Annotated in this window: 16 protein-coding genes; 8 read left to right on the top strand and 8 right to left on the bottom strand. The window is 47.3% G+C overall.

Going from position 1 to position 18,801, the window contains the following annotated elements:
* Positions 1–30 precede the first annotated feature (30 nt).
* Positions 31–348 (top strand): DUF6172 family protein, encoded by a 318-nt coding sequence (locus tag IE163_RS04280; protein ID WP_189430592.1) that lies wholly within the window; start codon positions 31–33, stop codon positions 346–348.
* A 97-nt stretch (positions 349–445) separates the two neighbouring features.
* Complete coding sequence (locus IE163_RS04275) at positions 446–1,717, top strand: DEAD/DEAH box helicase (protein WP_189430590.1); 1,272 nt, start codon at positions 446–448, stop codon at positions 1,715–1,717.
* Positions 1,718–1,926: 209 nt separating this feature from the next.
* Here the strand turns inward: IE163_RS04275 and IE163_RS04270 are convergent, their stop codons facing one another.
* A complete protein-coding gene (locus tag IE163_RS04270) occupies positions 1,927–2,583 on the bottom strand; it encodes an SOUL family heme-binding protein (RefSeq protein ID WP_189430588.1) in 657 nt (218 codons plus the stop codon).
* A 289-nt stretch (positions 2,584–2,872) separates the two neighbouring features.
* Between IE163_RS04270 and IE163_RS04265 the strand changes: the two genes are divergently transcribed.
* A complete protein-coding gene (locus tag IE163_RS04265; protein ID WP_189430587.1) occupies positions 2,873–3,823 on the top strand; it encodes an alpha/beta fold hydrolase in 951 nt (316 codons plus the stop codon).
* Positions 3,824–4,001: 178 nt separating this feature from the next.
* Here the strand turns inward: IE163_RS04265 and IE163_RS04260 are convergent, their stop codons facing one another.
* The 3 genes from IE163_RS04260 to IE163_RS04250 form a co-directional block, all read right to left on the bottom strand.
* Positions 4,002–4,532: a hypothetical protein gene (locus IE163_RS04260; protein ID WP_189430585.1), complete on the bottom strand. Its 531-nt coding sequence runs from the start codon at positions 4,530–4,532 to the stop codon at positions 4,002–4,004.
* Between the two features lie 154 nt (positions 4,533–4,686).
* Positions 4,687–6,945 (bottom strand): catalase/peroxidase HPI, encoded by a 2,259-nt coding sequence (gene katG, locus IE163_RS04255; protein WP_189430583.1) that lies wholly within the window; start codon positions 6,943–6,945, stop codon positions 4,687–4,689.
* Between the two features lie 299 nt (positions 6,946–7,244).
* A complete protein-coding gene (locus IE163_RS04250; RefSeq protein ID WP_189430581.1) occupies positions 7,245–9,527 on the bottom strand; it encodes a TonB-dependent receptor in 2,283 nt (760 codons plus the stop codon).
* Positions 9,528–9,843: 316 nt separating this feature from the next.
* On the opposite strand from IE163_RS04250, the gene IE163_RS04245 reads away from it, so the two are divergent.
* On the top strand, positions 9,844–10,902 hold the full coding sequence (locus IE163_RS04245; protein WP_189430579.1) for a LacI family DNA-binding transcriptional regulator: 1,059 nt from the start codon (positions 9,844–9,846) through the stop codon (positions 10,900–10,902).
* Here the strand turns inward: IE163_RS04245 and pgmB are convergent.
* Both pgmB and IE163_RS04235 read right to left on the bottom strand, forming a co-directional pair.
* On the bottom strand, positions 10,899–11,543 hold the full coding sequence (pgmB, locus tag IE163_RS04240; RefSeq protein WP_189430577.1) for a beta-phosphoglucomutase: 645 nt from the start codon (positions 11,541–11,543) through the stop codon (positions 10,899–10,901). The genes IE163_RS04245 and pgmB overlap by 4 nt on opposite strands.
* Entirely contained in the window at positions 11,540–13,846 is a 2,307-nt protein-coding gene (locus IE163_RS04235) for a glycoside hydrolase family 65 protein (RefSeq protein WP_189430575.1), read from the bottom strand. The genes pgmB and IE163_RS04235 overlap by 4 nt, the downstream gene beginning before the upstream one ends.
* Positions 13,847–14,040: 194 nt before the next feature.
* Between IE163_RS04235 and IE163_RS04230 the strand changes: the two genes are divergently transcribed.
* Positions 14,041–15,267: an MFS transporter gene (locus IE163_RS04230; protein WP_189430573.1), complete on the top strand. Its 1,227-nt coding sequence runs from the start codon at positions 14,041–14,043 to the stop codon at positions 15,265–15,267.
* Between the two features lie 82 nt (positions 15,268–15,349).
* Here the strand turns inward: IE163_RS04230 and folM are convergent, their stop codons facing one another.
* Positions 15,350–16,105: a dihydromonapterin reductase gene (gene folM / locus IE163_RS04225; RefSeq protein WP_189430571.1), complete on the bottom strand. Its 756-nt coding sequence runs from the start codon at positions 16,103–16,105 to the stop codon at positions 15,350–15,352.
* A 162-nt stretch (positions 16,106–16,267) separates the two neighbouring features.
* On the opposite strand from folM, the gene IE163_RS04220 reads away from it, so the two are divergent.
* A complete protein-coding gene (locus tag IE163_RS04220) occupies positions 16,268–16,879 on the top strand; it encodes a LysE family translocator (RefSeq protein WP_189430569.1) in 612 nt (203 codons plus the stop codon).
* 51 nt (positions 16,880–16,930) lie between these two features.
* Here IE163_RS04220 and IE163_RS04215 read toward each other — a convergent pair whose 3' ends face one another.
* Positions 16,931–17,824, bottom strand: a complete 894-nt coding sequence (locus IE163_RS04215; RefSeq protein WP_189430567.1) for a LysR family transcriptional regulator — start codon at positions 17,822–17,824, stop codon at positions 16,931–16,933.
* Positions 17,825–17,929: 105 nt separating this feature from the next.
* Between IE163_RS04215 and IE163_RS04210 the strand changes: the two genes are divergently transcribed.
* Positions 17,930–18,247, top strand: a complete 318-nt coding sequence (locus tag IE163_RS04210; protein ID WP_189430566.1) for a DMT family transporter — start codon at positions 17,930–17,932, stop codon at positions 18,245–18,247.
* Between the two features lie 170 nt (positions 18,248–18,417).
* Positions 18,418–18,798 carry a hypothetical protein gene (locus IE163_RS04205; RefSeq protein WP_189430563.1) on the top strand — a complete coding sequence of 127 codons (381 nt, stop codon included), beginning with the start codon at positions 18,418–18,420 and terminating at the stop codon, positions 18,796–18,798.
* The last annotated feature ends 3 nt before the right edge of the window (positions 18,799–18,801 follow it).

Here is an 18,801-nt window from a genome sequence, read left to right as displayed (position 1 = left end):
TACGCTTAGTGTACACCTGTAGGAATTTTAATGAAAAAAACATTCGCGTTAACCCACCCAAAACTGAATACCGCGCGCTTAGTAGATTCGATTAAGCATGATATTAAAAAATATTTAAGACGCGAGCGCGGCAAAGCCTTGCCTGCAGGGCAAGATTACTGGGCGTTTGATTGTCGGTTTGGTGCATCAGAAGAAACCGCAGTTAAAATTTTTAACTCGGAAATTAATAAACATATTGATGCAGCAGTAGCACAGGAATATCCCCAGTTTTACCTGGAGATCCTGGCCAAGGCATCTAAGTTTAAACCACGCACCGATCTCGATTTTGATCTTGAGAGCGCTGAGTAGCACTTAGTATTATACACAGCAACACATTAGGATTTAACGTTTTGCCAGCTTTGTGCATCTCGAGGTCCTCATACAGTTACATTGCAGAGGAACCTATATGCAATTTTCATCGTTAGATTTAGCACCCGATTTACAACGCGCCTTGCTGGCATGCGGTTACAGTGAAATGACACCGGTACAGGCACAGGCCATAGTGCCAGCCCGTCGTGGTAAAGATTTACAAGTTACCGCGCAAACCGGTACCGGTAAAACGGCCGCTTTTGCGATTCCGGTTTTACAGCGGATGCTGGATAAACCCAAAGCCACCACCGAACGTCGCCCAAGAGCGTTAATTCTTACGCCAACCCGGGAATTAGCCGAACAAATTGCCAATGCCATAACGGCTTATGCGCAGTTTTTGCCCATTAGTGTTACCGCGCTGTACGGTGGGGTAAAAATGGGTGGCCAGGCCAATAAACTCATTGCAGGTGTTGATTTAGTGATCAGTACACCGGGCCGTTTGCTAGAGCATATGGCACTGGGTAACGTGATTTTAAGTGATGTCGAGTTTGTGGTGCTGGATGAAGCCGATCGCATGCTGGATATGGGCTTTAGCACCGATGTGTTAAAGTTACTGCAAATGACTGCTGATTCACGTCAAACCATGCTGTTTTCCGCGACAACCTCACCGGCGGTCAATGAGTTATCGCATAAGATCCTGAAAAACCATCAACAAATTCGTGTCGCCAAAACCAATAGTACGGCTGATACGGTCAATCATGTGGTTTATCCGGTAGAAGAAAGCCGTAAAATCGAGTTGTTTGAACAATTACTTGCTGAGCATAATTGGTTTCAGGTGTTGGTGTTTACCAGTACCAAAGAGCAAGCCGACCGCTTGTTAGCCGATCTGCAAAAAAACAAAGTGAATGCGGCGGTTTGCCATGGTGATAAGAGCCAGGGTACCAGACGGCGCGCTATCGCCGATTTTAAATCAGCAAAATTACAGGTGTTAATTGCCACTGAAGTCGCTGCCCGCGGTTTGGATATTCAGGGCCTGGACTACGTGGTTAACTTTAATCTGCCGTATTTACCGGAAGACTATGTGCACCGTATCGGCCGCACTGGCCGTGCTGGCGCCTCGGGTAATGCCATTTCTTTTGTCAGTCGCGAAGAAGAGCAAACCTTAGAGCGTATCCAAAAGCTGATTGGTAGCAGTATCAAGCGGGTGGTTAAACCGGGGTTTGAAGTGAGTAATCGGGGATCTTTGTTAAAAACTATCTCACGCAAGGTACTGACAGGGCGTTCTAATAAAGCCACTGAAACCACTATTGATCTGCAAAAAAGTCAAAAGCCGAAAGCAAAAGCCAAGGCGAAACCACGCGCTAGCTAGTATTGGGGCGTACTTTGATTTGCCTTAGTAATATTTGCGCTTCGGTTTATTTAACCTAGAACAATGCCGCCAATTTGGCGGCATTTTCAATTGTGCTATTTTCGGTAAAACAGGCATGTGAAGTGCTAATGTTTTTATAAAAAAGTTTTATCAAAAGCTCGCAGACCTCTACATCTTAAAAGAAATATCCTATTTGGTAGTTTGACTAACTAGGGGGCTGCGTTGTTGCTGTTGGTTAAATTTAACTCAATAAGTATTTCATTGCGACGTAGCATCGGTAGCGTAAGCGGCCCATTGTAGCCTGCTTCTATCGGTTCACCTGCTGCGATATAGCCGTTTGCGGCTAACCAGTCTTGTAGCAACTTAGTTTGTTTTGCCACATTACGCTTACTTAAGGTGCCGCTAAATTGAATAGCAGCAACAGTATAGTTGTTAAGCTCGCTAACTAACACATCGGGATCCGTTGGTTTTGGAGTGCTGTCTAAGGTAAAGTCTTTTGGCATCACAAAAGACATCATGGCGTTATTGGCCTGATTGTTCATAAAAACTGGAGCGGTCATCGCAATCTTTGTGCCCTGCGTCATAGCGTTGTTGTTATCCATAAACACTGGGGCGGTCATGGCGATAGGCGTTGCGCCTTCGTTTTCTCCACTGATATAACGAAACAACTTTCTAAAAGCACTGTTACGGCCATCACCGGCCATGCTGGTGGAAACTAAGACCATAGCGTCGTAACGCCGTACTTCAATCCGCTGTTGTTCATCGGCTTGAAGCAGGGTGTAAGGGGCATTTTCAACACCGGTATGCCCAAAGATTGAGCAGCCAACAAGCAGCATAGATATAATAATTAAAAAGAGTAATCTCATGATTTATCCTCAGATAATTTTCCTTAATCCCTTTTATACGGATAAATACTAAGAAAAGTACAACTTTTACCACATCTTAATTCACCACAAAAAGCAGCCTTAGCTAAGCCCTTCCCCTTTCGAAGATGCGTTTCACAGTGACTGGCTATGGGCCGATCCGCTACGAGCTGAAAACGGAGGCTTCAGCAGTAAAAAGCCTAGATGAGTTTCGGGTAAGGTACTTGAACTGAAGGGCAAAAAGGTGTTTTATGCCTCTTATCCCCACGGTTTGGATACAAGGAAAAGACCAATGTTAAAAAAACGGAACGTAATGCTGGCGGTGCTTGCGCCACTTGCGCTTATTACTGCGCTCTACTGGCTTTTGCCCGGCTTGTTTGTGGCACCGCTGCTAAAAGCAAACCGAGCTATGTCTGATTTAACCGCGCATCAGATCGACGTAGGGGATCACAGGGTGCATTATCTGATAGGGGGCGAAGGTGATGAAGTACTGGTGTTGCTGCACGGTATCTTTGCTGAAAAGGATCACTGGGTGGAGTTTGCTCGCCCGCTGAAGAAAAAGTTCCGCCTGTTGATACCTGACTTGCCTGGGTTTGGGGAAAGCACCCGCCTGGAGGACGCTAGCTATCACTATGCTATGCAGTCGCAACGACTCCAGGCCTTTCTGCAGGCGCTGGATGTGCAGCAGATCCACCTGGCAGGAAACTCCATGGGCGGAGCTATTGCGGCACGTTTTACCCTCGATAATCCTGAACAGGTCAAATCTCTGGCCTTTATCGGTGCCCCTCATGGCATCGAGTCGCCCATCGAGAGTGAGATGGCGCGCCTTTTGGCTAATGGTGAGATACCATTGATTGCACGCAACCAAAGCGAATTTTCGGCCTTGCTGGATTTTTTGTTTGTTGAAGTACCCTGGTTACCCCGACCGCTGTATCAACATTCTGCCAAGGTGGCGATTGATCGTGCGAGCAGCAACCTGCGGCTGTGGCAGCAACAGCAGGAAGATAGCTTCCGCATTCAGCAGCATCTTGATGAATTAGCTGTTCCGGTGCTGACCCTGTGGGGCGAGCATGATCTGGTGTTCCATGTCTCGGGCATTGACGTGCTGCGGGAGGGACTCCCGCACGGACAGCATGAAGTAATGGCGGCGACCGGTCATCTACCGATGATGGAGTATCCCACCTTGACGGCTCGGTTGTATCTGAGCTTGTTGGATAAAGCGCTCCATACTCAGCAGATGTAGCGTCACTGCCACCAGACAAAAACAGTGCCAGCCATTACAGCTGAGAAAGGAAAAAAGGTGTTTTATGCTTCACCATGGCTGCTTATCAAAGGATTTTCAGCAAGCCTATCCACATTTACCTGTTGATGATGGTTTAGTGATTAGTGCTAAGGTCAGTGCCGGCGAAATGCTGTGGTAGCTAAATATTGGCCAGCCGTGCTTTCCAGTAGCTGCGCCAAAATTCAACCTGCACTTCAGTTTCCAGTTTCTCATGCTGTACTGACAAAGCTGCTTTATCTGGGCTTTTCTGATAAATATTGATATTGACTCTGGAGCCGTCGGCGAGGCCGCAACGCCAGTAGCGCCATTTTTCGGTGTGGCTGATATCAGGGCCACGGCTAAGAGTAATATCGGCGAAATGTTGTTCGTCTTTTACCAACTGTTGCCAGCGATTTAGCGCCTCATCCATGTTGCCTGGGAGCGTTTTATTCACTGAAACACTAAAACTGCCACTGCAATCCTGACCGAGCACCCGACGGCCGATATGTTGTTCGTACTGCACTGCCAACATCTGCGCCCACCAGTGGCTGGCCTGTTGCTGTGCGAGAAAAGCGGCGATCTCTTTATGCGACCACGCTGCAGCCTGTTGCTGCTCCAATAAGGTTAACCAATGCTGCCAGGTTTGACCGCTGCCTGTTAAAATAGCCTGCTCGGACATAGAAATGGCCATAGTAGCGCCTAATAGAGTTAAAAATGAATAGCTTAAAGATAGCAAACATCGCCAGCCACCGCAGCCAATTCTGGATGCTATGTTAAAAAAGTCTGGCGGGTAGGGCGAGAAAAGGGCCTGACGGCCCTTTTAGCATTTGAGTTAATGGATGGGGTTAACGGTCCAGCTCCATTACTTTGCTCCAGGCTTTAACAAAGTCATCGACAAACTTTTTCTTCGATGTATCAAAGGCATAGACTTCGGCTATCGCGCGTAGTTCAGAGTTTGAACCAAAGATTAAATCGACAGAGGTTGCCGACCATTTTTTCTCGCCGCTTTTACGATCAAAGCCATCATACAGCCCATCGGTAGTAGCTTTACGCCATACGGTCGACATATCCAGCAGGTTAACGAAGAAATCGTTATTTAAAGTGCCCGGCTTGTCGGTAAAGACACCGTGTTTAGTGCCCTGATAGTTAGCATCCAGCGCTCGCATGCCACCTACCAATACCGTCATTTCCGGTACAGTTAGATCAAGCTGGTCGGCCTTATCTATTAACATTTCTGTTGGTGATTTGTAGCTATTTTGCGCATCAAAATAGTTTCTAAAACCGTCAGCGGTAAGCTCGAGCAAGGCAAAGGAATTAACATCGGTTTGCTCTTGTGTTGCATCACCACGGCCTGGTGTAAAGGGTACGGTAATGTTGTAACCCGCATCCTTGGCCGCTTTTTCAATGGCAGTAGCACCGCCCAGCACCACTAAGTCGGCTAGTGAAACTTTTCTTCTGCTCTTATTAAAATCGGCTTGAATGCCTTTTAATACGGCTAATACTTTGGCTGTTTCCTCAGGATTATTTACCGCCCAATCTTTTTGTGGCGCTAAAGCAATACGACCACCGTTGGCACCGCCGCGCATATCGGAACTGCGGTAGCTGGCTGCGGCAGCCCAGGCCACGCGTACTAGCTCTGGTACCGTTAGGTCTGACTTTAAAATAGCCGCTTTTAAGGTTTTCACATCGTTAGCATTGATGGTCGATTGGGTTTTCGCATCAATCGGATCTTGCCAAATCAGAATATCTTGGGGTACTTCAGCCCCCAAGAAATTGCGTGGAGGCCCCATATCGCGGTGCGTTAACTTGTACCAGGCTTTGGCAAAGGCTAAGCGATATTCTTCTGGGTTAGCTAAGAAACGCTCGGCAATTTTGCGGTACTCAGGATCATACTTTAAGGCTAAATCGGCAGTGGTCATCACCGGTGGATTAAACTTACCTTCAATATGCGCATCTGGAACCGAAGTGTGCAGAGCTTCATCGGTTGGGATCCACTGAATAGCACCCGCTGGGCTGCGAGTTTGCTGCCAGTCAAAGTTTAATAAGTTACTTAAGTACAAGGTGGTCCAACGTGTTGGAGCTTGTGTCCAGGCGCCTTCTAAACCACTGGTAATGGTATCTTCGGAGTGGCCTTTACCACAGTTGTTTTTCCAACCCAGACCTTGCTCTTCAATACCCGCTGCACCAGGCTCAGCTTCTAGGCAGTCGGCAGGTTTATGCGCGCCGTGCATCTTACCAAAGGTATGGCCACCAGCAATTAAGGCTACGGTTTCTTCATCGTTCATCGCCATGCGATCAAAAGCTACCCGGATATTTTTGGCAGAGCCTACCGGATCCGGCACACCGCGCGGGCCTTCCGGGTTGACATAAATTAAACCCATATGCGTAGCACCCAGCGGGCGTTGTAATTTACCGTCAGCATCTTCCCGATCACTGGCCAGCATTTCGACTTCTGGGCCCCAGTAAACTAGATCCGGTTCCCAATCATCAGCGCGACCACCGGCAAAACCATAGGTTTGAAAGCCCATATTTTCTAAGGCTACGTTACCGGCTAACACTATTAAATCAGACCAGGACAAGGCTTCGCCGTATTTTTGTTTAATTGGCCAGAGTAAACGGCGAGCTTTATCTAAACTAGCGTTATCCGGCCAGCTATTCAGTGGATCAAAGCGTTGTTGGCCACCACCGGCGCCGCCGCGGCCATCTAGTGTGCGGTAAGTACCGGCACTGTGCCAGGTCATCCGAATAAAGAAAGGGCCATAGTTACCAAAGTCAGCAGGCCACCAATCTTGTGAAGTAGTCAAAAGCTTATCAATATCTTGTTTTACGGCTGCCAGATTCAGGCTGCTAAAGGCTTTGCCGTAATCAAAGTCGGCGCCATAAGGGTTAGAGCGAATATCATGGGCACGCAGTGGTGATAAATCTAATTGATTTGGCCACCAAAATTGGTTGGTTCTTACGGCACCCACTGCAGCAGTGCCAGAGCCCATAGCACCTTGCGGCTTGCTTATTTCTGCATTGCTATTGGCAAATGATGAGCCTGAAGCGAGTAACAGGCTCATCATGCCTGCCAGCAGGGTTTTATTAAATCGTTGTTGAGTCATTTCGGTCTCCTTCAAAACCTTTTGGTAAACGTTTGGCTTGTTACCAATTAAACCCAAGACCCGTTGCTGTTTGTGTAGAGGATTAAAGGGTTTAGTTAAGGGCGCGGCGAGACGTCGCACTGTCTTAAATTAGTAACAATACAAATAGTATAGGAAGTGACTGATAGTTTATTGTGAATAAAATGAATTGCCTTAATTCATAAAAACGATTTAATAATAGATATCAGGTGGACGCTTAACTTAGATATAAAAAAGGGGGCTATGGCCTTCGCCGTAGCCCCCTTAGCACAGGGAGAAGGTTAGAAACGGTATGTCACGCTGAAATCGATAGTCCGTGGCATAATATAGCGGCCATTAGGCGAGGCCGGATTGCGTGGATCGCCCTCTGTTACACCCGCTTTATCAGTGAGATTAGCCACCGCTAGCTGGGCGGTCAGATTGTCGGTAACGTCTAGCTGTAAGCCCAGATCTAATTTAGTGTAGCCTTCCAGGGTAACAGTGTTGCCGTTATCGCCATAGCGATCCGAAACGCTGGAGATCGTACCATACAAGGTGGCAAACATATCTGCCATCTCAAAACCATAACTGGGTGTTAAACGTAATTGCCACTTAGGCTGGCGCATAGCCTGATTGCCGATGACCAAAGGATCGGGATGGTTGCTAATTTCGGTATCTTGCAAAGTGGCATTTAAGTTCAGCATAAAGCCATTGTTCGCCATATAGTTGGCATCAACTTCAACACCAAGCGCTTTGGTGGTTAAGATTTCTGCCGGGGCACCCGGGCGGGTAACAAAGACTTCGCCTTCAACTTCGTTATAAAACCCCGTTATGTACACGCTATGATTGCGCTCGGCCCATTTATAACCAAGCTCATACTGGCTAACTTCTTTGATCAGCTTATCGCCAGCAGTAAAGGCATCGAAATTATCTCTAAAATCATCGAAATGCGGCATTTTGTTGCCTTGATTGACCCGGGCAAATACCCCCATATTGGGTTGCCACATATAGTTGGCGCCCACCGTCCAGGCTATTTTGCTCTCATCATAGTCTACGGCTTTGCTGGTGCGGCCGGTTAAACCTTCGTCTACCGTATACACTATTTTGTGATTTTCACGTCGGGCGCCGGCGTCAATGCGTAATTGCTCGGTCAGCTGATATTCTGCAGCGGCATAAAAGGCCTGAGTATGACCATCGCCACTGGCGTCGATATCATAGTTCCAGCTACAGCTATCCTGAGTATCATTACAGGCTAAGCCAGACAGTAATTCGCCGCCTTTTTGCAATACATGCCAGGCTTGATTACCAATAGACCACCAGTCTTTTACGCCATAGCGTGTTTGATACAAACCCAACGTATAGGTAGCATTATCGGTGCGATGAGTTAACGCCAGATCATTGGTAAAAGCATTGATATCTTTTAATACCACCCAGCGGCCAATTTGTTGTACAAAGATGTCGTCGTTATAGCTGTTCCCCGTAGCAGCACCCGTTACGGTTTCGTTTACGCCACGAATATCGCCGAGCCTGGCTGCGCCGCCTTCGGGTACTAACCCTAAGGTGTTGGCTTGGCCACTTAAATGGCTAAAGCGGTACACCAAACGCCAGTCGTCAGTTAAGTCCAGATCGACAGTACCACCGGTAATGCCGCCTTTCCAACCGCGGCCATCGCCAAAGTCATAGCTGGCCGTTTCACCATTTGGGCCGTAAGCTATGCTTGCCTGGCGGTTCAAAGGGCCAATTTGGGTAAATTTATTATCAATACCAGCAACATTAAGGGGAACCGGTAGATGCCATACACCATGATCATCGGTTTGGCGGGTGTAGAAGTTTATCGTGCCGTTATCCAACTCTTTGGTGATGTTGATGGTGAATTGATGACCTTTTTCGGAAGTGAAGCCGGTTTCGCGTGGCCCCTCAGACTGATTAATATAACCACCGGCCATAAAGTATAAGCGGTCGGCCAGTTTGCCACTAATCACGCCATCGATCCGCTGCTGGCCATAGTTGCTGGTACTGTATTTCACCAAGCCTTCTGTTTGATCGCTGCCTTCTTTGAGCACAAAGTTGGTGGTCAAGCCCGGTTGGCCATGGCTAATTACTGGGTTTGCACCACCACGCAGCGCTTCCATAAACTGGATGGTTTCATCTAAACGAAAGATTGAGGAATTCTCTAAAAACGACAGGGTAGAAGGTGGATAAATAACAGCACCGTTTAGCTGCAAACTTAAAAAGGGGGCATCGCCTGTGCTGGGGAAGCCGCGGACAAACACATTGGCACCAGCCACACCGCCGGAGCTTTCAGCCCAGACTCCGGGGACGACCGTAAAGAGTTCCGCCGTGCTTTTCGGCGCTAGTTTCGTAATATTGTCGGCTGATACACTGGTAATAGCATAACTTTGATCTACCCGTAAGCCCGACATACCACTGGCTTTACCGGTTACCACAATTTGTTCGATTTGATTGTTTTCTTTGCTGGCGACGGTGTTGGTGTTATCGGTGTTTTCTGCTGCAACTTGCGCGACTACTGGCAAACTTATGGCCAATAGCACCGCGCTAGTAATCTTATTAAGCGGTAACCTCATGCTAAAACTCCTGGTCTATCCTGTTGTTAGTTTTGCGGCATTGTTATAAAAAATTGTGCCGTTCAAAATAGTGTGTGTTGACATTCTGTTTAGCCATCGAACCGCCTTAAGGCGAACAATATCTAAGCATAAAACGTGAACGCGTTCTAACATTAGGATAGTTTGCAATCGATTGCAATAGGGTTTTTGATCTTTTGCATACGATTGCAAAAGAATTATTTATGACTTTTAGCTAAAGCTATGCTGATGCTAAGCACATAGCATTGCGGCAACTAAGTTGATAGGGCATTATGGCAACCAAGGATTTAAGTTTAGATTGAATAGGTTAACTGTGGTTAAAGAGTGTGCAAAAGTACTGACGCTGGCAGATATTGCCCGTTTGGCAGGGGTGTCGGAGTCAACGGCTTCGCGGGCCTTGCGGGATAATCCAGTGATTAATGCCGCTACCCGGCAAAAAGTACAGCAAATTGCCGCTGATCATCAGTTTAAAGTGAATGCTACGGCGCGCAGTCTTCGGACACAAAAAAGCCATACTATAGCGGTGATTATTTTATTTGATGCCAAAACCCAGCAAACCCTCACCGATCCCTTTTTATTGGATATTTTAGGGGTAATAGCCGACGAGTTAACCCGTCAGGGTTACGATATGCTGCTAAGTACCAGTAAAACCACCGACAAAGACTGGCGCAGTTATTATTTTGATTCCAAGCGTGCCGATGGGTTGATTGTAATAGGGCAGGGCGAGCACGATGAACGGGTGTTGCAGTTGGCCGACGCGGCGGTACCTTTTGTAGTGTGGGGCGCCGCGGATAGTGATGAAACCTATCCGGTTATTGGCAGTGACAATCGTCAAGGCGCCAAATTAGCGGTTGAGCATTTGCTAAAGCAAGGCTGTAAGCGGGTGGCCTTTTTGGGCGATATTCGTCATACCGAAATTGAAATGCGTTATCTGGGCTATCAGGATGCGCTTAGTCAGGCCGGATTGCAGTTAGAACCCAAATTGCAGTTAAATACCGACTTTACTGCCCAGGATGCCTATATCAAAACACAGCAGGTGCTGTTTAATGAGTTATCGAGTTCGGCCGGCTCACTGGATGCAATTTTTGCTGCCAGTGATGCGATTGCCATGGGCGCCATGAAAGCACTGCTGGAATACGGCGTGCAGATACCGCAGCAACTGGCCATCGTCGGTTTTGACGATATTGCCATGTCGGCTTACTGCACACCATCGTTAAGTACGGTCAAGCAGGATACACAAGCCGGTGGCAAATTGCTGGTGTCTACGTTGTTGCAGCGGATTGCCGGTAAAACTGTGCCTTCAGCACAGCTACCGGTGCGTTTACTTTGCCGTCAGTCCAGCTTGCGTTTGCTTTAAAGTGTTAGTAGCGTAGCAATATCAAGCGCCTCGATGTTGGGGTAAACCCTTAGTGCCTCGTGTAACACCTCCGCATCACCAATGCCAATCGCTTGCATACCTGCGCTGTTGATGGCGCTTACGCCAGCCGCTGCGTCTTCAATCCCCAAACACTGAGCGGGGGCTACGCCCAAACGCGCCGCGGCCTGCAGAAAAATCTCCGGATCGGGTTTGCTGGCTTTAACTAAGGCCGCGTCCGCGATGGCATCAAACTCGTTATAAATCCCCAGCCGTTGCAGCACAAAGTCGGCATTTTTGCTGGCAGAGGCAACTGCCAATTTAATGCCCCGTTGTTTTAATGCGGTAAATAAGGGCCTCACTCCGCTAAACAAATCCGCTTCGCTCATATTGGCAATCAGTTTTAAGTAATGCGCGTTTTTTTGTGCCATTAACTGCTGCTCTGTTGCGTCATCAACACTGAGTTGGCCTTTTGCTAAGATAAGCCGCAAAGAACCAAGCCGATCAACGCCTTTTAGCTGTTCGTTATCTTGCTCGTTAAAGGCAATACCCAAAGAATGCGCCAACGCTTGCCAGGCCTGAAAGTGATAGTGAGCGGTATCCGTTAGCACACCGTCTAAATCAAAAATAACGGCCTTGATCATAAGGTTGCTCCTTGGCTGATGGTTATGGCTTGGTCATGCAGATACAGGGTTAAGGGGGCGCCACTAATAAGCTGGCAGCGAGCCTGTTGCCCTTGCACCGTAATTTGCAACAAGCGCTGTTGATAGTGCAGCCTAAAACGCAGTTCGCCCAGTGCCTCGGGTAGATTAGGGGCTAAAAATAGTCCTGCTGGCCGTACCCGTACTCCGGAAAAACCCTGTACTAAACACAGCCAGCTGCCGGCCATACAGGCAATATGGACGCCGACCTCGGTATTGCCATGATGGTTATCCAGATCCATGCGGGCGGAATCGCCAAAAAAGTCTTGCGCCCGCTTGATATCCCCTGTTTCAGCAAAGGCAATGCTATGAATACAGGCCGATAAACTGGAATCGTGGGTGGTTAAGGGTTCGTAGTAAGCCAGATCGCGCGCTTTTTGTGCCAAGCTTATTTGCTCATCTAACAGCACATTGGCCAACACGGTGTCGGCTTGTTTTAATACCTGGTGCCGGTAAATTACCAGCGGATGGTAATTGAGGAGCAGCGGGTAATGCTCGGCCGGTGTATTGGCAAAATCCCAGTGCTGCTTTTGCAGAAAACTGTCGTCTTGGGCATGGATTGCCAGCTCTGCATCATAGGGCAAGTACATCTGGTCGGCAGCGCGTTGCCATAAGCTAAGCTCTTCTGCGCTAACGCCTAGGGCAGTGGCAAGATCGGGTGCTGCTTTTAATAGCTTACAGCAAAATGCTAATTGCAGTTTTACCATAGCGTTGGTGTAGTAGTTATTATTAACGATAGCGGTGTATTCATCAGGCCCTGTTACCTGATGGATCTCAAAACGATGGTTTTGCCGTGGGTTAAAAAAGCCCAGTTCCAGCCAAAATCGGCTGGTTTCGACCAGCATTTCAGCGCCCATGTCAGCCATAAATTGCTCATCACCAGTCGCCAGATAGTAGCTACGAATGGCATAGGCAATAGCCGCATTAATATGATATTGCGCCGTGCCCGCCGGGAAATAGGCAGAACATTCTTCACCGCCAATAGTACGCCAGGGATAGAGTGCGCCCTTATGGTGCGACATTTGACGCGCACGCTGTCGAGCCGCCTCTAACTGACTGTAGCGATGTGCCAGCAATTGTTTGGCCAGTTCAGGCTGCAATAAGCTCATCACTGGGATCACATACACTTCGGTGTCCCAAAAATAATGGCCATCGTAACCTGGGCCGGTTAAACCTTTCGCGGCGATATTACTTTGGCCATTTCGACCGGCCGATTGCGCCAGGCTAAACAGGTTAAAGCGGATCCCTTGTTGCATTGCCAGATCGCCAGCAATAGTGACATCGGCACCTTGCCAGTAATGTTGCCACCATTGTTGATGTTCGCGCAGTACCTCGCTAAAACCTGCGGTGTAAGCCTGCGTTAGCAACGCTGCGCCTTGGTCAAGCAAGCTATCTTGTTCGCTATTCGCCGCAGCATGGCAATATACGATAAACTTATGCACTTGTTTCGACTCACCTTCGGTAAGTTGCAGTTCATAATGTTGCTGCAGTAAATTAGTGTGTTGCTCGGTGCTGGTCAGACAGCTGGTACCCGCAGGAAGTAAATCTTGCCACAAAGCCGCCACCAGGGTACCGCTGCCTCTGGCACTGTGCAGCATCTGACCACCATGGGCAGTTAGTTGTTGCTGCACCAGGCTTAGGGTGTTGGCGATGGACATCTCGCCCACCCGTGGATCGCCGGCTTTATGATAGCCGGGATAACGAGCATCCAGTGCACTGCATAGTGTTACCGGGCCGCTAAAATTGACCGCCGTAAGGGTTAGCTCAATGGCCAATAGATTGGGGCGTTGCTGCGATACAAAACGCTTCGTTTCTAGGTGTAATTGTTTACCACTTTGGCTTTGCCATAGCCAGTTGCGCTCTAATACGCCGTGCTGCATATCCAATTGGCGTTGGTGATTGAGGGCGCCGCTTATGTTGACATCTTCGCCATCTACTTGTAACTGCAGCACTTTGCCATTAGCGACTTGCAGCATTTTATGATTATTTTCGGCAAAGGCGTGGGCGCTTTCGCCATAAACAATAGCTTCACTGCTAAAAACGCCATTGAGGTAAGTCCCCTCACAGTGGCTAACGCCAGCCGGTGCACCTTCCTCGAAACTGCCTCGGCTACCTAAATAACCATTGCCAACACTAAGCAAGGTTTCTTTTAGCATATAGTGTGCTGGCTGATACGCCAGATCGGGCAGCTGCCAGGGGGCCAGTGCCAGAATATGTGGCTGGGTTGGAGAAGATGTTGCTGTCATAGACTCACCTGTCGGTTTGCAGATTTTAGTTTCTGTTAAACACTATACAATGATTATTTTGTTAATTGCAATCGATTGCAATTATATTATTGCCCGGTGTATAGTGCATTAACAAGTGCTGAAAAATACCGCAGTAATGACAGGGCTGTGGTAAGACTAACAACAAGCGCCAACAACGATAAGAGCAAACTACTATGGCCATATTTCGTATCAAACTCAGCTTAATGCTGACGTATTTTGTTTTCGCGATCCTGCTTAACAGCGTTGGGACCGTGATCTTGCAAGTTATTCATAGCTATCAAATTACCAAAGAAGCTGCCAGTGTATTGGAGGGCTTTAAAGATATTCCAATTGCGGTTGTTTCCTTTTTAATTGCCGCCTGGTTGCCGCGGTTGGGCTATAAAAATGCCATGTTAATTGGCGTCAGCTTATTATTATTGGGCTGTTTAGCGATGCCGCTAGTACCGTCTTTTTGGACCACTAAGCTGCTGTTTTTAATCGTGGGAGCCAGTTTTGCCTTAGTTAAGGTGTCGGTTTATGCCAGTATTGGTGTGGTCACAACTACTCAGGCCGAGCATGCGTCACTGCTTAATACCATAGAGGGCTTTTTTATGCTGGGGGTGTTAAGCGGTTATTGGTTTTTTGCCTACTTTATGGATCCAATAAACCCTGCCTCCGACAGCTGGTTACAGGTGTATTGGTGGTTAGCGGCTTTAGCTGGGCTCAATTTACTGCTGCTTGCCAGCACCCATTTTCCGGCATTAACATTGGCGCCAGCCAAACATGCTGCTTCAGATTTTTTGGAAATGCTGCAACTCGTGTATCGCCCGCTGGTGTTTGTGTTTGTGCTGTCGGCCTTTTTATATGTACTGATGGAGCAGGGTATTGGCAGTTGGTTACCCACCTTTAATAACGAGGTATTGGGGTTGCCAAATCAGTTAAGTGTGCAACTGACCAGTATTTTTGCCGCCAGTTTGGCGCTGGGGCGTTTATTGGCGGGGGTGGTGCTTAAATATATAAGTTGGTATTTGCTATTAAATATTTGCCTGGCGGGGATGGCACTGCTGATTGTATTAACCTTACCGCTAACGCAGGATATTCAGCTAGCCGAGTCATTAAGCCTACTTAACGCCCCCTTAGCGGCCTATTTATTTCCACTGATCGGTCTCTTTATGGCGCCAATCTATCCGGTGATTAATTCCGTGATTTTAAACGCTTTACCTAAAACCAAACATGCTGCCATGACCGGGCTAATAGTGGTGTTTTCGGCGTTGGGCGGCACTACCGGCTCTATTATTACCGGCTTTACCTTTGCCAGGTTTAGCGGCCAAACGGCGTTTTATTTTACCTTGTTACCGCTTAGTTTGCTGGCGCTTAGTCTTTATTTGCTCAATCAGTTAAGGCAAAGCAAAGAGCTGTAGCTTTCGCAGCTTATTCATGTTGCGCTGACTTTGCGGCATCATTTAATTGTTACCTGTGATGCCGCAAATATTAATAGCCACGTTAGGGCAAGTTTAAATGCCTACCACCATCCAGCGCTAAAATACGGCCAGTGATATAGCGGCTTTTGAGTAAATATAAAATACTTTGCAACACCTCGTCTGGGCCGGGTTCAATCGCCATTAATGATTTAGCCAGCGCTTTTTCACGATAAGCCGCGTCATCACCTTCGTTAAACATCAGTAGCGCTGGCGCGATGGCATTGACTTTAACCTTAGGTGCGAGTTTCCGCGATAAAGACAACGTCAGATTTTCCAGTGCGGCTTTTGAGGCAGCATAGGCCTGATGTTTACTGCTACCTACGCTGGCGACAAAGTCGGTTAGATGAATAATGTCGGCCGTAGCACTGGCTGTAAGTTGCGGTAATAGTGCGCGGTTAAGTAAATAAGGGGCTCTGGCATGAATATGCTGCATGGCATCAAACACCGCCGCATCTTGCTCAAGCTGCGATAATAGCGTGTCTGTTGTGGCTAAAGGCAAGTCTGCTTGCCAGCTGGAGGCGTTGTGGATAACAGCACGAAGGGCTGGGTATACAGCTAACGCTTCGATAAAAGCGGCAATATCGGTTAACGCTGTAAAGTCAGCTTGAATACAATGGGCACCTGCTGCTTGCAGTGCCATAATTCCTGGGGAGTGTTTTCTATAGCTGACCACCACCTGATAGCCATGTTGTAACAGTTGGCTGGCGCAATGCCGGCCAACGCGTTGGCCGCCGCCGGTGATGACTATCACCTCTTTCTGTTGTTGCTTTGATATCATAATTCTAGCGCTAATAATGAGTTGTCTGTGTTATACGGCGGCTAGGCTAACACAGATTAGCCGTGAGAGATGCTTGCCGGTGTTTCACCTTATATTGGGTTTGGTGTTATGCTGATTACAACATAGTCGGACACTCTACTTACTCTTATGCTGGACTGGTTTTTGCTTGCGTTATTTTTCTCCGCGTCTGCCTGTTTAAGCCCTGGCCCTAATAACGTTATGTTATTTTTGTCGGGTATGAACTTTGGCGTAAAACGCAGCTTGCCGCATTACTATGGTATTTGCTTTGCGTATCCGTTAAAAATTTTGCTGGTAGGCTTGGGTATTACCAATTTGGGGATCTGGTTACCTTATATTGTGGTGATCGCACATATTGCGGCGATTATCTTTCTTATTTGGTATGTATTGCAGGTGGTGCACGTTACCGATCCGCGTTATATCAAACACGACAAACCTATGACATATCATGAAGCCGAGCTATTTCAGTGGCTAAATGTTAAGGGCTGGGCCGTAGCCATTACCGCCAATACTCTAATACCAACGCAAGCAGAGCTGCAGCCAGCGTATTACTGTGTTTTACTGGCACTAACCTTTATGTTAGTGAGTTTGCCGATTTATCAGCTTATTTTATGGTTGGGTGTTTGGGTTAGGCATACTCAGAAAATGTATGCGCTAAAATTAACTATTAATAAGCTGGCGTCATTTTTATTAGTGGGATCGGCATTGTTTTTATTGTACGAGGAAGTCTCAGGCCAGTTTATTGAGTTTTTTTAATCTGAGTTTTACGCAAATTCCCGCGTTATTTGCCACTCTATTAGCAACGTGTCAGCGCTTGGCCAAGCTTGCATAGAGCTGTTTTAGCTCTGCAGTGAGAAACTTAAACACCGGGCCATGGCTTGCTCCCTTGCTATAAATTAGGTCAACCGGCACTGACCAGGTGGCATGATCAAAAGAGACCTGCATTTCACACAGTAGCCCCTTGCTTAGCAGTGGTTCAACCATAAAAAGGGGTAAATAGGCCCAGCCAACCTGACGATTCACTAAGGCGAGTACCTTGCTATAGCTAGAACACCACCAGGTGCTGGCTGCGATGCTTAATAATAATTGTGATTCACGTTTTTCTCGCCCGCGCACTGCTATTTGCCGATGGGGAAGCAACGCGGTTAAGCTAATATCTTTGGCGGCAGCTAGCGGATAGGCAGGGTGGCAAACGGCCACATAATCAATATTACCAACATAGCAAAAGTCAGTTTGTTTGGCGGCTTCAACTTCGCTAAACATAATCCCCAAATCAATCTGTCCCTTAGCAACATCAACCGCAATATCAGTCGATGGCAGTGAGATAAACTCTATTTCTACAGTAGGAAAGGTTTGTTGTAGTTTCTTAAGAACATCATAGACTTCCGGCAGCAGTAAACCATCATCAACGGCAAGGGTTAAACGGGTTTCTTGCTGTTTATAGATAGATTGTGCGGTTTTTTCTAACTCATCTGCTTGGATAAGTAAACCGCGTGCCAAGCGTAACAGGCGTTCACCTGCCGGGGTTAGCGTGGGGCTACGTGAGGAACGATCAAACAGCTCAACGTTTAAATCCAGCTCTAACGTACTGATACCATGGCTTACTGCCGACTGGACTTTGCCGGTTTTACGGGCGCAGGCCGAGAAAGACCCCTCATCGGCAGCAATCACAAACATTCGCAGTTGTTCTAAACTTAACATATGAAATTATTCGATAGTAACTAGCTTTGATGAATCAGATTAACTGATATTATCTACATCCTGTCAAGCAGCAAGAAAATCCGATCAGGGTGGAGAGTGTGAAAGATGAGTTGGCTATATTTGGTATTAGCGGGCTTAACGGAAATTGGTTGGCCGGTGGGGTTAAAAATAGCGCAGTCGGGTCAGCATAAAGTTACCGGTATCGCGATCGCTGTTGGCTTTATGGTGGTAAGTGGCACCTTACTGTTTTTGGCGCAGCGCACTATTCCACTTGGCACTGCTTATGCTGTGTGGACCGGCATTGGTGCTGCTGGCACTTTTTTAGTGGGGATCTGTTTCTTTGGTGATGCTGCATCGTTACTGCGTTACATTGGTGTGATGTTGATTGTCGGTGGCGTGATAGTATTAAAAATGGCGAGCTGATACCGATGTTTCATGCAATTTGCTGTTCGAGGCCTCCGTGGCAATGTACTGTTTTGATTATTGACTCACAAGGGCCAGTAGCCTTTGTGATCGTTTAGTTCGCGCTGCTAGGTTGTATTTAAATTCCTTTACAGTTAATACTACTACGATGATAAATCTACTAAAATTTTATGAGTAACCTGTCAATGAACAAAGCAGAGATCACTGCTGCTATCAGCGCAAGCTTTTGGATTTTTTTAGTTGTCACAACCTTATTGGTGTTAGCTTTTGCCATTGGTCCATTACAACTCAGTGCTATTAGTTTACTAAGCATAGTTTGGGGTGCAGGTTTGGCTTGTTATTTATTGCTAGCAATATTCGTTGGCTGGCGTTTTCAACTAAAAGCACTTGGCAGTGTGCTCTTAGTCATGCCTGCAATAGTTAGCACAGGCACTCCCTTTCGCTATATAGAAAGTGACGCTGTATTATTCGGCTATTGGTTGTTTATGCTGCTATTAATCGTATTAAAAACAGCGATATTAAATGCAGTTTGCGATGATGCTAAACCGTAGTTT

Origin of the sequence: Alishewanella longhuensis, assembly GCF_014653435.1 — a bacterium.
Lineage (GTDB): Bacteria > Pseudomonadota > Gammaproteobacteria > Enterobacterales > Alteromonadaceae > Alishewanella > Alishewanella longhuensis.
The sequence above is the reverse complement of the archived record's forward strand: the minus strand, read 5'-3'. Positions and strand labels throughout refer to the sequence as shown.

Bases quoted from the DNA above. Each gene is read 5' to 3' on its own strand.
- IE163_RS04230 (WP_189430573.1), top strand. From the start codon at position 14,041: ATGGCCATATTTCGTATCAAACTCAGCTTAATGCTGACGTATTTTGTT.
- IE163_RS04250 (WP_189430581.1), bottom strand. From the start codon at position 9,527: ATGAGGTTACCGCTTAATAAGATTACTAGCGCGGTGCTATTGGCCATA.
- pgmB (WP_189430577.1), bottom strand. From the start codon at position 11,543: ATGATCAAGGCCGTTATTTTTGATTTAGACGGTGTGCTAACGGATACC.
- IE163_RS04215 (WP_189430567.1), bottom strand. From the start codon at position 17,824: ATGTTAAGTTTAGAACAACTGCGAATGTTTGTGATTGCTGCCGATGAG.
- IE163_RS04235 (WP_189430575.1), bottom strand. From the start codon at position 13,846: ATGACAGCAACATCTTCTCCAACCCAGCCACATATTCTGGCACTGGCC.
- IE163_RS04260 (WP_189430585.1), bottom strand. From the start codon at position 4,532: ATGGCCATTTCTATGTCCGAGCAGGCTATTTTAACAGGCAGCGGTCAA.
- katG (WP_189430583.1), bottom strand. From the start codon at position 6,945: ATGACTCAACAACGATTTAATAAAACCCTGCTGGCAGGCATGATGAGC.
- IE163_RS04280 (WP_189430592.1), top strand. From the start codon at position 31: ATGAAAAAAACATTCGCGTTAACCCACCCAAAACTGAATACCGCGCGC.
- IE163_RS04205 (WP_189430563.1), top strand. From the start codon at position 18,418: ATGAGTAACCTGTCAATGAACAAAGCAGAGATCACTGCTGCTATCAGC.
- folM (WP_189430571.1), bottom strand. From the start codon at position 16,105: ATGATATCAAAGCAACAACAGAAAGAGGTGATAGTCATCACCGGCGGC.
- IE163_RS04275 (WP_189430590.1), top strand. From the start codon at position 446: ATGCAATTTTCATCGTTAGATTTAGCACCCGATTTACAACGCGCCTTG.
- IE163_RS04270 (WP_189430588.1), bottom strand. From the start codon at position 2,583: ATGAGATTACTCTTTTTAATTATTATATCTATGCTGCTTGTTGGCTGC.
- IE163_RS04265 (WP_189430587.1), top strand. From the start codon at position 2,873: ATGTTAAAAAAACGGAACGTAATGCTGGCGGTGCTTGCGCCACTTGCG.
- IE163_RS04210 (WP_189430566.1), top strand. From the start codon at position 17,930: ATGAGTTGGCTATATTTGGTATTAGCGGGCTTAACGGAAATTGGTTGG.